Source organism: Pseudomonas sp. BJa5 (assembly GCF_030272875.2).
Lineage (GTDB): Bacteria > Pseudomonadota > Gammaproteobacteria > Pseudomonadales > Pseudomonadaceae > Aquipseudomonas.
In genome coordinates, this window is record NZ_JALRNG020000014.1 from 39676 (window position 1) to 53493 (window position 13818).

The window sequence follows — 13818 nt, forward strand, 5'->3', positions numbered from 1 at the left end:
GGTGCGGCCTGCCAGACAGGCTGGCGGGCATTGGCGTATTTTCACAGGCGCCTTGGCAGACATCGATTCGACGTTTTGTAGTCCACGCTGCGGCATACTACATGATGCGCAGCGGTTGTGAAAATCAGACTAAATACGTCGTTCTGCGACCAATTAGTCGCAGAAGGTCACGCTGGGAGACAGTATGTTCTCAAAAAAGTGGCGGATTGTTCCAGATAAATCTTGAAACAGTACACGATTTGTTCCGTGAACCCGCTGCGGCAGGTTGCCGCGCCTTGCCTATACTTTCTGCGCGCCCTTTGATTTCAGGGGCCTGACCTTTCAAAGCAGAGGGTTACCGCGTGGATCATCTCGTACTGACAGTGATCGCTCCCGACAAGGCTGGCGTGGTCGAACGTATCGCTAAATGCATTGCCGAGCATAACGGTAACTGGTTGGAGAGCCGCATGGCGCGGATGGCCGGGCAGTTTGCCGGGATCCTCAAGGTGGCAGTGCCGGCTGAGAACTACGATGAGCTGAACGAGGCCCTGCAGGCCTTGAGCAAGCATGAAATTCGCGTGCTGATTGCCAAAAGCGGCATCGAGCCGTCCTGCACCTGGAAGCCGATCGCCATGGAGCTGGTGGGCAATGATCGCCCGGGCATCGTCCTTGATATCACGCGCTTGCTGGCCGAACTGGGGGTCAATGTCGAGCATCTGAACACCGACGTGAAGCCGGCTCCCATGAGCAGTGAACCGTTGTTTCATGCCGATGCCTTGCTGGCAGTGCCCCTGACCCTGCCTCTGGACAACCTGCAGCGCAAGCTTGAGGCACTGGCCGACGACCTGATGGTGGAATTGAATCTGCGCCCGGAAGACTAGTTATCCCGTTTTGCCGGGGACCGGCCTGTGGATAAGCTGGGGGAAGCCGTCGCCAGCCCAGGCGGGCTGCGGCTTTGCCGACTTTGAGCAAAAAACCACCAATAATCAGTGGCTTGTGCACAAAGCGCGGGGATGAGGGTGTGGATAACCTTGGGAGATATTGCTACAGGCCACGATTGACGTGGCCTGTAGAGGTTTGTACGTTTTTTGATCAGGCGCGCCGGCGCAGGCTCAGCCAGGCATCGACACTGTAGATGGCCAGGCCAGCCCAGATGAACATGAAGGCGACCAGGGTGCTGCTCGACAGGTGCTCGCCAAACAGCAACACGGCTTGCAGCAGCACCAGGGTCGGGGCCAGGTACTGCAGGAAGCCCAGGGTGGTGTAGGGCAGGTGCCGGGCGGCGGCGTTGAAACATACCAGCGGGATCAGCGTGACCGGCCCGGCGGCCACCAGCCAGAGCGCCTCGCTGCTGGTGTAGAAACTCGGCTGGGCGCTGGCGGCCAGCGGGTTGAGCAACAGCCAGCCAACCGCCAGCGGCACCAGCATCCAGGTTTCCACCACCAGGCCGGGCAGGGCCGCCACCGGTGCCTGTTTACGGATCAGGCCGTAGAAACCGAAGCTCAAGGCCAGCACCAGCGACACCCAGGGCAGGCTGCCGACCTGCCACACCTGTTGCGCCACACCCACGGTGGCGAACCCCACCGCCAACCATTGCAGCCGGCGCAGGCGTTCGCCGAGCAACAGCATGCCCAGCAACACGTTGATCAGCGGGTTGATGTAGTAACCCAGGCTGGCTTCGAGCATGCGGCCGTTGTTCACCGACCAGACATAGGTCAGCCAGTTACCGGCAATCAACGACCCGCTCAGGGCCAGGATCGCCAGTCGTCGCGGGTTTTCGCGCAGCTCGCGCCACCAGCCCGGGTGTTTCCAGACCAGTAGCAGGAGCGAGCCGAACAGCGCCGACCAGAGCACCCGGTGGACGATGATTTCCACCGCGGGCACGCTTTGCAGCGCTTTGAAGTAGAGCGGGAACAAGCCCCAGATGATGTAGGCGCTCAGGCCCAGGATGTACCCGCGGCGCGGGTTGGCGGCTTGCATGCAGAGTCCTTGCTTAGGCAGCTAACTAAAACGGTGGATATTGTAGACAGACTTGCCTGCGCTTCAGAACAATTTCAGCGGTTCTTCGTCCAGTGCCGCCCGCTGTTCGCGCAGGGCGAGAATCTGGTCGCCCCAGTAACGCTCCTGGCCGAACCAGGGGAAGCTGCGCGGGAAGGCCGGATCGTCCCAGCGTCGCGCCAGCCAGGCGCTGTAGTGCAACAGGCGCAGGGCGCGCAAAGGCTCGATCAGGGCCAGCTCGCGGGGATCGAAGTCGTGGAACTCGTTGTAGCCGTCCATCAGCTCGGCCAGTTGGCCCAGACGCTCCTGGCGGCTGCCGGCGAGCATCATCCACAAGTCCTGGACGGCCGGGCCCATGCGGCAGTCGTCGAGGTCGACGATATGGAACACCTCGTCGCGGCACATCATGTTGCCCGGGTGGCAGTCGCCGTGCAGGCGGATGGTCTGGTGCGGGGTGTCGGCGTAGATGGCTTCGATCTGCGTGAGCAGGTCACGGGCCACCGATTCGAAGGCCGGCACCAGGCTGGTCGGTACGAAGTCGCCTTCGAGCAAGGTGTCGAGCGAAGCATGACCGAAGTTATCCACCGCCAGCGTTTCGCGATGCTCGAAAGGACGGGTGGCGCCGACCGCGTGCAGGCGACCGAGCAACTGGCCCAGGCGATAGAGCTGGTCCAGGTTGCCAGGCTCCGGCGCTCGACCACCACGACGGGGGAACAGGGTGAAGCGAAAGCCGCTGTGCTCGAACAGTGTTGCGCCGTTGTGGACAAGCGGCGCGACCACCGGCACTTCACAGTCGGCAAGTTCGGCAGTGAAACGATGTTCTTCGAGAATCGCCGCATCGCTCCAGCGATCCGGACGATAGAACTTGGCGATCAGTGGTTCGGCCCCTTCGATGCCTACCTGATAGACGCGGTTCTCGTAGCTGTTGAGCGCCAGGACGCGGGCATCGCTGAGAAAGCCGATGCTTTCGACGGCGTCGAGCACCAGGTCGGGGGTAAGGGTATCGAAGGGGTGGGACATGTTCGCTCCTGCTGCGCGGCAGGTGGCCGCAAGGTTCCCTGCATGGTAACGCAGTAGGAGCGGGCTTGCCCCGCGATTGCGATGTGACGGACACAGCGTGATCGCGGGGCAAGTCGAGTCGTCGCACCGCCGCTCCCACAGGTCAGGTGCCGACGATGCCGCCATCCTCGCGACTGATCGCCATCACCGACGATCGCGGTTTGCCATTGGGCAAGTGCTCGGGGAAGGTCGAGCCGCCGGTTTCACCGGGATGCTGGATGCCCACGAACAGCGTGCGCTGGTCTGGTGCGAAGGCAATGCCGGTCACTTCACAAGCCACAGGGCCGACCATGAAGCGGCGAATCTCGCCACTGGCCGGGTCGGCACAGAGCATCTGGTTGTTGCCCATGCCGGCAAAGTCGCCACTGTTGCTGTAGTCACCGTCGGTAAGGATCCACAGCCGGCCATCGGCATCGAAGCCCAGGCCATCGGGGCTGTTGAACATGTTCTGCGCGGTGATGTTGCTGGAGCCGCCCTTGGCGTCCCCGGCGTGTACGGCAGGGTTGCCGGCGACCACGAACAGGTCCCAGTCGAAGCTCATGGCACCATGGTCATCGGCGCTTTCACGCCAGCGCAAAATCTGCCCGTAGAGGTTCTTCTCGCGCGGGTTGGGGCCACCTGCCGGCTGACCGTCTTCGCCGCGCTTGACGTTGTTGGTCAGGGTGCAATAGATCTGGCCATCCTTGGGGCTGACCACGATCCACTCCGGGCGGTCCATGCGCGTGGCCTGGAGCTGGCTGGCGGCCAGGCGTGCATGGATCAGCACCTGGGCCTGGCTGGCAAAACCGTTGGCGGCGATCAGGCCGTTCTTGCCATGGCTCAGCTCCAGCCACTGGCCTTTGCCGCGTGGATGGTCGGTGTTCTTGTCGCCATCGTCGAAGCGCGCCACGTACAGGGTGCCGTGGTCGAGCAGGCTGCGGTTGGCGCTGGGGTTCTTGTGGTCGATGCGATCGCGGCTGATGAACTTGTAGATGAATTCGCCACGTTCGTCGTCGCCCATGTATACCACTGCCCGGCCATCACGGGTTTCGGCCAGGGCCGCGTTCTCGTGCTTGAATCGGCCCAGGGCGGTGCGTTTGACCGGGGTCGAATCCGGGTCGAACGGATCGATTTCCACGACCCAGCCGTGGCGGTTCAGTTCATTGGGGTTCTTGGCCAAGTCGAAGCGTGGGTCATGCAGGTGCCAGCCGACTTCCTTGCCGCTGACCGAGGCGCCATAGCGCTTTTGTCCGGCGTCGAAGGCCTGGGCCGGGTCGCTGCTGCCGAAGCAGTCGGTGAAGTTTTCTTCGCACGTCAGGTAGGTGCCCCAGGGCGTCTTGCCATTGGCGCAGTTCTGGAAGGTGCCGAGCACCTTGCGGCCGCTGTTGTCTGCCGCGGTCTTGAGCAGGGCGTCGCCGGCTGCCGGGCCGCTGACACGGATGGGTGAGTTGCCGTGGATGCGCCGGTTGTACGGCGAGCCCTGGACGAACTGCCACTGACCGTTGCTGCGCTTGACCTCGATCACCGACACGCCTTCGGCGGCCTGGGCCTTGTGGACTTCCTCCGGCGATTTCGGTTGGCCGCCATGGGCAAACAGATAACGGTAGTTGGTGTACTCGTTGTTGATGGCCATCAACGCCCGGTTGTCGTCGCCGGGGAAGGGGAACAGGCTCATGCCGTCGTTGTTGTCGCCGAACTGCAGCTCCTGGGCCTTGGCGCTGCCATTGCCGGACACATCGAAGGCGGGCGAGTCGGCGTGCAGCGGTTGGCCCCAGCTGATCAGGACCGAGGCCTTGTAGCCCGGCGGCAGGCTGATGCTGTCGGCGGTGGCGCTGGGAATGCCGGTGAAGCCGAGCAGGCTGCTGTTGCCGGTGCCGGCACTGGCGGCCATGACGCTGCGACTGAGCAGGTTGCCGCCCAGGAACAGGGCGGCGCCGCACAGGGCGCCAGCGCCGATGAAGCGCCGACGGCTCAGGCTGACCAGGTTTTCAAGGTCGGTGTTCTGGTGTTCTTCGAGTAGGTGCATGACAGGCTTCCTGCGAGTTTGGCAGTCACCTTAGTCAGGGCTTGTGACGGTTTTGTGTCCGTTTTTATAACGGCGTTCCGATAAGCACGTAGGATGGCTGAAATTGAACGCGTAGGTCGCTTCCGGCTGTCACAGCGTGCGCGCCAAGCCACAGGGGTTCGGCGAAGGTGCACAGGGTTTGTCCGTTGCTCAGGGTCAGGCGCACCTCGGTTGGCCCCTGGGGATCCTCAAGCAGGGCCTCGACCCTGGCCTGCAGGCAGTTGCAGTCTGGCTGCGGCTGCTCCTGCGGTTCGAGCAAGGTCAACCAGCCGGCCTTGATCAGGGCGCAGACCGCGGTGCCCGGGGTCAGCTCCAGGCGCTGGGTGCTGTCGCGGGTGATCAGGGCGTCGATGTTCAAGTCCCCGGCCAGGGCCAGGCGGATGCGGTCGTAATGTCCTTCGACCTGGATGCTGCTGACCCGCCCGTGCAACTGGTTGCGGGCGCTGGTGCGCAGCATCAGGCGGCCGAGCAGGTCCAGGTCGCTGGCGTCTTCGGCGGCTTCCAGGATCTGCGCCTGCAACGCCTGCAGGCGCTGGTACAGGCGCAGCACCCGCAAACCTTCCTGCGACAGCTTGGCGCCGCCGCCACCACGGCCGCCGACGCTGCGCTCGACCAAGGGGCTGGCGGCCAGGTTGTTGAGTTCGTCGATGGCGTCCCAGGCGGCCTTGTAGCTCATGCCGGCGCTTTTCGCCGCGCGGGTGATCGAGCCTTGTTCGGCGATGTGCTGCAACAACGCAATGCGTTGTGGGCGGCGAACGATGTGTTGGGTGAGCAAGGCGGGCAAGGACATGAGCGGCACGGGATGAGGAAAGATTCAGTCACGAAAGTGCCCGCACCCTGGCGGCAAGTCAAGCGCTGCCGGGCTTGGCCGTGCGGGCCAGGCAATACACGTCGACCCGTGCGGCGCCCGCCTTGAGCAGCAGGCTGGCCAGGGCCTGGGCGGTGGCGCCGGTGGTCAGCACATCGTCGACCAGGGCCAGGTGACGGCCTTCGATCGCCTCGGCGTGCTCCACGGTGAAGGCCAGGCGTAGGTTGCGCTGGCGTGCCCGCGCCGAGAGGCCTTGTTGCGCCGGGGTATCGACCTGACGCTTGAGCACCCGCTCGTTGCAGGGGATGCCGATCTGCCCGGCCAGCCAGCGTGCGAGCATGGCCGCCTGGTTGTAGCCACGCTGGCGCAAGCGGCGGCAGGCCAGCGGCACCGGCAGCAAGGCGGTCGGTCGCGCCAGGCCTTCGCTGTAGCGGTGCATGAGCCAGCGCCCGAGCAACTGTGCCAGCAAGCGCCCCAGCGGCCATTGGCGTTGGTATTTGAAGCGGCTGATCAACGCATCCAGCGGAAAACCGTAGTGCCAAGGGGCTTCGACCCTGTGGAAGGCTGGCGCCCGGCGACTGCACTGGCCGCAGGTCAGACCGTTCATCGGCAAGGGCAGGGCGCACACCTGGCAGCCATCCTCGAGCCAGGGCAGCTCTGCCTCGCAGGCCACGCACAGGGGATAGCGCTGTTCGGCCGGCTCGCTGCAGAGCAGGCAGGCACGGTTATTATTTAACCAGTTGTAAACCAGTGTTTTGAGTGGTGGTTGACAGTGCATCGGCCTTCCTTAACTATGCGGGCTATCCGTGATGCGCTGGCGGGCTTTCCTGCCCGGCGCCAGTCAAAGCCTAAACAAGGAACCGCCGATGAGCGCCAGCACAACTGCAACAACACGTCACGACTGGACCCTGGCCGAGGTCAAGGCGCTGTTCCAGCAACCGTTCAATGACTTGCTGTTCCAGGCGCAGACCGTGCACCGCGCGCACTTCGACGCCAACCGGGTGCAGGTCTCGACCCTGCTGTCGATCAAGACCGGCGCCTGCCCGGAAGATTGCAAATATTGTCCGCAGTCCGGCCACTACAACACCGGGCTGGAAAAGCAGAAGCTGATGGAAGTGCAGAAGGTCCTCGAAGAGGCGGCCCGCGCCAAGGCCATCGGCTCGACCCGTTTCTGTATGGGCGCGGCCTGGAAACACCCGTCGGCCAAAGACATGCCCTACGTGCTGCAGATGGTCAAAGGGGTCAAGGCCATGGGCCTGGAAACCTGCATGACCCTGGGCAAGCTCGATCAGGAGCAGACCCAGGCCCTGGCTGAAGCCGGGCTGGACTACTACAACCACAACCTCGACACCTCGCCGGAGTTCTACGGCAGCATCATCACCACCCGCACCTACAGCGAGCGCCTGCAGACCCTGGCCTACGTACGTGACGCCGGGATGAAGATCTGCTCGGGCGGCATCCTCGGCATGGGCGAGTCGCTGGACGACCGCGCCGGCCTGCTGATCCAGCTGGCCAACCTGCCGGAGCACCCGGAGTCGGTGCCGATCAACATGCTGGTGAAAGTGGCCGGTACACCGCTGGAAAACGCCGAGGAGGTCGATCCGTTCGACTTCATCCGCATGCTCGCCGTGGCCCGGATCCTCATGCCCAAATCCCATGTGCGCCTGTCGGCCGGTCGCGAGGCGATGAACGAGCAGATGCAGGCCATGGCCTTCTTCGCTGGCGCCAACTCGATCTTCTACGGCGAGAAATTGCTGACCACCGCCAACCCGCAGGCCGACAAGGACATGCAACTGTTCGCCCGCCTGGGCATCCAGCCCGAAGCCCGTGAAGAGCACGCCGACGAAGTCCATCAGGCCGCCATCGAGCAGGCACTGGTGGAACAGAAGAGCAGCGAGCTGTTCTACAACGCCGCCTCGGCCTGAGGCGGCCATGGCCTTTGATCTTCGCGCGCGGCTGGAGCAACGCCGCGCTGCCGACCTGTACCGCCAGCGGCCTTTGCTGCAGAGCCCGCAGGGCCCGCAGGTGGTGGTCGACGGCCAGCCGTTGCTGGCCTTCTGCAGCAACGACTACCTGGGCCTGGCCAATCACCCCGAAGTGATTGCCGCCTGGCGCGCCGGGGCCGAGCGCTGGGGCGTGGGCGGTGGCGCTTCGCACCTGGTGATCGGCCACAGCACACCGCATCACGAGGTCGAGGAAACCTTGGCCGAACTGACCGGGCGGCCCCGCGCCTTGCTGTTTTCCACCGGCTACATGGCTAACCTGGGCGCCTTGACGGCCCTGGTCGGCCAGGGCGACACGGTGCTGCAGGACCGCCTCAACCACGCCTCGCTACTCGATGCCGGGTTGCTCAGTGGCGCACGCTTCAACCGTTACCTGCACAACGACGCCGCCAGCCTCGCCAGCCGCCTGGACAAGGCGGTGGGCAATACCCTGGTGGTCACCGACGGGGTGTTCAGCATGGATGGCGACATCGCCGACCTGCCGGCCCTGGTTGCCGCCGCCAAGGCCCGCGATGCCTGGCTGATGGTCGACGACGCCCACGGCCTGGGCACCCTGGGACGCAACGGTGGCGGGATCGTCGAGCATTTCGGCCTGAGCCATGAGCAGGTGCCGGTGCTGATCGGCACCCTGGGCAAGGCCTGTGGCACCGCCGGCGCTTTTGTTGCCGGCAGCGAAGAGTTGATCGAGTGCCTGATCCAGTTCGCCCGCCCCTACATCTATACCACCAGCCAGCCGCCGGCCCTGGCCTGCGCCACCTTGCGCAGCCTGCAACTGCTGCGCAGCGAGCATTGGCGTCGCGAGCACCTGGCGGCGCTGATCCAGCAGTTTCGCAGTGGTGCCGAGCAGATCGGCCTGCAGTTGATGGACAGCTTCACCCCGATCCAGCCGATCCTGATCGGTGACAGCGCCCGTGCCTTGCGGCTCTCGCAGATGCTGCGCGAACGTGGCCTGCTGGTCACGGCGATTCGTCCGCCGACGGTACCCGCCGGCAGCGCGCGCCTGCGGGTAACCTTGAGCGCGGCGCACAGTGCGGCACAGGTGCAGCTATTGTTGGATGCATTGGCCGACTGTTACCCGCTGCTGGAGCCTGCTGATGCGTAACCGACTCGTTCTGCTGCCGGGCTGGGGCCTGGGCACTGAATCCCTGCAACCGCTGGCGGCCAGCCTGCGCGCCCAGGATGCCAAGCTGCAGATTGAACTGGCGCCTTTGCCCGAGCTTGCCGAGGGCACCCTGGAGCACTGGCTGGATTACCTCGACCGGCGTTTGCCTACCGATGCCTGGCTGGGTGGCTGGTCCCTGGGCGGCATGCTCGCTGCCGAACTGGCGGCGCGCCGGGGCGATCATTGCTGTGGCTTGCTGACCCTGGCCAGCAACCCGAGTTTCGTCGTGCGCAAGGACTGGCCCCATGCGATGCCTGTGGATACCTTCGCGACCTTTCTCGACGGTTGCCGCAGCCACACCCAGGTCACCCTCAAGCGCTTCATGTCACTGTGCAGCGAAGGCGCCGCAGAGCCGCGCAGCCTGATCCGCCAGTTGCGCGTCGGTATCCCCGATACCGATCCGGTGTTCCTCGCCAAGGGCCTGGAAGTGCTGGCCGAACTGGACACCCGTGAGGCACTGCAAGGCTATACGGGGCCGCAGCTGCACCTGTTCGCCGGTCGCGACGCTCTGGTGCCTGCCGAAGCGGCGCAAGGCCTTGGCGAGTTGCTACCCGACGTGGAGGTAGGCCTGGTCGAAGACAGCGCCCATGCCTTCCTCCTCGAGTATCCCCAGGAGCTGGCTGCCAGCATCAAGAGTTTCCTGCATGAGAGTGGCGATGACTGATCTTTCCCAATCGGGCCTGCCCGGTGCGTTGCCCGACAAGCGTCAGGTGGCGGCTTCGTTTTCTCGCGCAGCGGCCAGCTACGACAGCGTCGCCGAATTGCAGCGCGCCGTCGGCACGGCATTGATCGAGCAACTGCCCCAAGACCTGCAACCGCAACGCTGGCTGGACCTGGGCAGCGGTACGGGCTATTTCAGCCGGGCCCTGGCCGCCCGTTTTGCCGAGGCGCCCGGCATTGCCGTGGATATCGCCCAGGGCATGCTCGAACACGCCCGCCAGCACGGCGGTGCCCACGATTATGTCGCCGGCGATGCCGAGCGCCTGCCGTTGCGCGAAGCCAGTGTCGGCCTGGTGTTCAGCAGCCTGGCGGTGCAGTGGTGCGGCAACTTCGCCGCCGTGCTCGAGGAGGCCCGACGGGTCTTGCAGCCCGGTGGCGTGCTGGCGTTCTCCAGCCTGTGCGTTGGTACCCTGCATGAACTGCGTGAAAGCTGGCAGGCGGTCGACGGGCTGGTGCACGTCAATCGCTTCCGTCGCCTGGAGGACTACCAGCGCCTGTGTGGCGCCAGCCAGATGCAGGTGCTGAGCCTGGAGGCGCGCCCCCATGTGCTGCATTACCCCGACGTGCGCAGCCTGACCCACGAACTCAAGGCCCTGGGGGCGCATAATCTGAACCCCGGCCGCCCCGCCGGCCTCACCGGCCGGGCGCGGATGCAGGGCCTGCTGCAGGCCTACGAACAGTTCCGTGACGCCCAGGGCCTGCCGGCGACCTATCAAGTGGTCTACGGTGTATTGCGAAAGCCGCTGCCAGGAGGTGAATGAGATGAGCCCGGCCTATTTCATCGCGGGAACCGACACCGACGTCGGCAAGACCACCATCGCCGCCGGACTCCTGTATGCGGCGCGCCAGGCCGGATTGAGCACGTTGGGCGCCAAGCCCGTAGCATCCGGGTGCGTGACCAGTGGCAAAGGCCTGCGCAATGCCGACGCCCTGGCGTTGATGGACCAGAGTACGCTCAAGCTGCCTTACGAACAGATCAATCCGTTCGCTTTCGAACCCGCCATCGCACCGCACCTGGCGGCCCGGGAGGCGGGGGTGACGTTGAGCGTGCAGGCGCTGCTGGCCCCCATGCGCCATGTGCTTGCCCAGGGCGCCGACTTTACCCTGATCGAAGGGGCCGGCGGCTGGCGCGTGCCGCTGTCCGGCCAGGCCAACCTGTCGGACCTGGCCATGGCCCTGAAACTGCCGGTCATCCTGGTGGTAGGCGTGCGCCTGGGCTGCATCAGCCATGCGCTGCTGAGCGCCGAAGCCATTGCCGGCGATGGTTTGCCCCTGGCCGGCTGGGTGGCCAACATCGTCGATCCGCGCACCTCGCGCCTGGAAGAGAACCTCGCGACCCTCGCCGAACGCTTGCCGGCCCCTTGCCTGGGGCGGGTGCCCAAGCTCAAGCAGGCTTCGGCGGAGCAGGTCGCCGAACACTTGCAGCTGGATTTGCTGGACTAGCCAGTACCTATCAAATGGCAACATGCCATTACTGATTTCAACGGGCATATTACCCCCAGGTCTGCTTCAATAGAGGCTGTTCGCCTTCAGCGTCAGGGAGTTTTGACATGGAAATCTCGGGCAACTCGGTATTCTATGCAGGCCTGGGCGCCATCCAGGCCGGCCAGCAACGCGTCGACCAGGCCGCCAGCCAGATCGCCACCACCAGCGTCGAACGCAGCGCCACCAGCCAGTCCAGCGACTATCAGGCCGAGCGCCTGCGCGCGGTCGATCGCAGTCAGCAGATGGACCTGGCCACCAGCACCGTGGAAATGGCCCTGGGCAAGCACCAGGTCGAACTCGGTGTCAAAGTGGCCAAAGCATCGGACGAAATGCTCGGCACGCTCATCGACACCTACGCCTGAGCCGTCCTGCCGCGCCCCCTGCGCGGCGTCAACTAACCTTTGAGTATCAGCACCCTGGCCTTGTCGGTGGGCGTTCGGCTGCCCGTTTGTTCAGGGTTGGCGCCGGTGCTACGCGGAGTTTGCCATGGCGGAACTGCCCTCTGGTTGATGCTTGACAAGTTTTCGGCGTAAACGTATGTTTCAAACAACTGTTTGACCGAAAGCCGCCAAGAGCTGGTCGGTCTGTCGCGGTCTCCCTATCCAGGATTCATCAGCAGAGGTTCATCGCTATGCCTGATTACAAAGCCCCCTTGCGTGATATTCGCTTCGTTCGTGACGAGCTGCTCGGTTACGAAGCGCATTATCAGAGCCTGCCGGCTTGCCAGGACGCTACTCCAGACATGGTTAACGCCATCCTCGAAGAAGGCGCCAAGTTTTGTGAACAGGTACTGGCCCCGCTGAACCGTGTGGGTGATCTGGAAGGCTGCACCTGGAGCGAGTCGGGCGTGAAGACGCCGACCGGTTTCAAGGAAGCCTACAACCAGTTCGTCGAAGGTGGCTGGCCGAGCCTGGCCCATGACGTCGATCACGGCGGCCAGGGCCTGCCCGAGTCGCTGGGCCTGGCAATCAGCGAGATGGTCGGCGAGTCCAACTGGTCCTGGGGCATGTACCCGGGCCTGTCCCATGGCGCGATGAACACCATCTCCGAGCACGGCACCGCCGAGCAGCAGCACACCTACCTGACCAAACTGGTATCCGGCGAGTGGACCGGCACCATGTGCCTGACCGAGCCTCATTGCGGTACCGACCTGGGCATGCTGCGCACCAAGGCCGAACCTCAGGCTGATGGTTCCTACAAAGTCTCCGGCACCAAGATCTTCATCTCGGCCGGTGAACACGACATGGCCGACAACATCGTTCATATCGTCCTGGCCCGCCTGCCCGACGCACCGGCCGGCACCAAAGGCATTTCCCTGTTCATCGTGCCGAAGTTCCTGCCGACCGCCGAAGGCACCGTCGGTGAGCGCAACAAGGTCAGCTGCGGTTCCATCGAACACAAGATGGGCATCCACGGCAACGCCACCTGCGTGATGAACTTCGACGAGGCCACCGGCTACCTGATCGGCCCGGCCAACAAAGGCCTGAACTGCATGTTCACCTTCATGAACACCGCTCGCCTGGGTACCGCGCTGCAAGGCCTGGCCCACGCCGAAGTGGCGTTCCAGGGTGGTCTGAAATACGCTCGCGACCGCCTGCAAATGCGCTCGCTGACCGGCCCGAAGGCACCGGACAAGGCGGCTGACCCGATCATCGTCCACCCGGACGTGCGTCGCATGCTGCTGACCATGAAAGCCTTCGCCGAAGGCAACCGTGCGATGGTGTACTTCACTGCCAAGCAGGTCGACATCGTCAAGTACAGCCAGGACGAAGAAGAGCGCAAGAAAGCCGACGCACTGCTGGCCTTCATGACCCCGATCGCCAAGGCGTTCATGACCGAAGTCGGCTTCGAAGCCGCCAACCACGGCGTGCAGATCTATGGCGGCCACGGCTTCATCGCCGAGTGGGGCATGGAGCAGAACGTGCGCGACAGCCGTATCTCCATGCTGTACGAAGGCACCACCGGTATCCAGGCGCTGGACCTGCTCGGCCGCAAGGTGCTGATGACCCAGGGCGAAGCGCTCAAGGGCTTCACCAAGATCGTGCACAAGTTCTGCCAGTCCCAGGAAGGCAACGACGCCGTCAAGGAATTCGTCGAGCCCCTGGCCCAGCTGAACAAGGAGTGGGGCGAGCTGACCATGAAGGTCGGTATGGCAGCGATGAAAGACCGCGAGGAAGTCGGTGCGGCGTCGGTGGACTACCTGATGTACTCCGGCTACGCCTGCCTGGCCTACTTCTGGGCCGACATGGCGCGCCTGGCTGCCGAGAAACTGGCGGCTGGCACCAGCGAAGAGGCGTTCTACACCGCCAAGCTGCAGACGGCGCGCTTCTACTTCCAGCGCATCCTGCCGCGTACCCGCACCCACGTTGCGACCATGCTGTCGGGCGCCGGCAACCTGATGGACATGAACGAAGAGCACTTCGGCCTGTCGTACTGAGTCCTGCGCTGCAACCAGAACGCCTGCCCTCACCGGCAGGCGTTTTTTTTGCTTTGTAGGAGCGGGCTTGCCCCGCGATTACGTACGGGCAGCCACATTGCATCGCGGGGCAAGCCCGCTCCT

General features: G+C 64.3%; 13 protein-coding genes. 8 read left to right on the forward strand and 5 right to left on the reverse strand.

Translation table 11 applies throughout. The features are described from left to right. Nucleotides 1-341: 341 nt before the first annotated feature. Nucleotides 342-860 carry a glycine cleavage system protein R gene (locus M2D63_RS10470; RefSeq protein ID WP_285862811.1) on the forward strand — a complete coding sequence of 173 codons (519 nt, stop codon included), beginning with the start codon at nt 342-344 and terminating at the stop codon, nt 858-860. 211 nt (nt 861-1071) lie between these two features. Here M2D63_RS10470 and rarD read toward each other — a convergent pair whose 3' ends face one another. The 5 genes from rarD to M2D63_RS10495 form a co-directional block, all read right to left on the reverse strand. Further along, entirely contained in the window at nt 1072-1959 is an 888-nt protein-coding gene (gene rarD, locus M2D63_RS10475; RefSeq protein WP_285862812.1) for an EamA family transporter RarD, read from the reverse strand. 63 nt (nt 1960-2022) lie between these two features. Continuing rightward, nucleotides 2023-2997, reverse strand: coding sequence for a serine/threonine protein kinase (locus tag M2D63_RS10480; protein ID WP_285862813.1), 975 nt, complete (start codon nt 2995-2997; stop codon nt 2023-2025). A gap of 142 nt (nt 2998-3139) precedes the next feature. Further along, nucleotides 3140-5041, reverse strand: a complete 1902-nt coding sequence (locus tag M2D63_RS10485; RefSeq protein ID WP_285862814.1) for a PhoX family phosphatase — start codon at nt 5039-5041, stop codon at nt 3140-3142. Nucleotides 5042-5105: 64 nt separating this feature from the next. Further along, complete coding sequence (locus M2D63_RS10490; RefSeq protein WP_285862815.1) at nt 5106-5870, reverse strand: TOBE domain-containing protein; 765 nt, start codon at nt 5868-5870, stop codon at nt 5106-5108. Nucleotides 5871-5928: 58 nt separating this feature from the next. After that, a complete protein-coding gene (locus M2D63_RS10495; protein WP_285862816.1) occupies nt 5929-6666 on the reverse strand; it encodes a ComF family protein in 738 nt (245 codons plus the stop codon). Between the two features lie 88 nt (nt 6667-6754). On the opposite strand from M2D63_RS10495, the gene bioB reads away from it, so the two are divergent. From bioB to M2D63_RS10530, 7 genes are all read left to right on the forward strand, one after another. Then, nucleotides 6755-7813 (forward strand): biotin synthase BioB, encoded by a 1059-nt coding sequence (gene bioB / locus M2D63_RS10500; RefSeq protein WP_285862817.1) that lies wholly within the window; start codon nt 6755-6757, stop codon nt 7811-7813. 7 nt (nt 7814-7820) lie between these two features. Then, a complete protein-coding gene (gene bioF, locus M2D63_RS10505) occupies nt 7821-8993 on the forward strand; it encodes an 8-amino-7-oxononanoate synthase (protein ID WP_285862818.1) in 1173 nt (390 codons plus the stop codon). Further along, entirely contained in the window at nt 8986-9717 is a 732-nt protein-coding gene (locus M2D63_RS10510; RefSeq protein WP_285862819.1) for an alpha/beta fold hydrolase, read from the forward strand. Before bioF ends, M2D63_RS10510 begins: the two co-directional genes overlap by 8 nt. Further along, nucleotides 9710-10534 (forward strand): malonyl-ACP O-methyltransferase BioC, encoded by an 825-nt coding sequence (gene bioC, locus M2D63_RS10515; protein ID WP_285862820.1) that lies wholly within the window; start codon nt 9710-9712, stop codon nt 10532-10534. Before M2D63_RS10510 ends, bioC begins: the two co-directional genes overlap by 8 nt. A 1-nt stretch (nt 10535) precedes the next feature. Beyond that, entirely contained in the window at nt 10536-11216 is a 681-nt protein-coding gene (gene bioD / locus M2D63_RS10520; protein ID WP_285862821.1) for a dethiobiotin synthase, read from the forward strand. Nucleotides 11217-11323: 107 nt separating this feature from the next. Then, nucleotides 11324-11620, forward strand: a complete 297-nt coding sequence (locus M2D63_RS10525; RefSeq protein ID WP_285862822.1) for a pyrroloquinoline quinone biosynthesis protein PqqE — start codon at nt 11324-11326, stop codon at nt 11618-11620. A 269-nt stretch (nt 11621-11889) separates the two neighbouring features. Beyond that, nucleotides 11890-13695, forward strand: coding sequence for a phenylacyl-CoA dehydrogenase (locus tag M2D63_RS10530; protein WP_285862823.1), 1806 nt, complete (start codon nt 11890-11892; stop codon nt 13693-13695). Nucleotides 13696-13818: the final 123 nt, after the last annotated feature.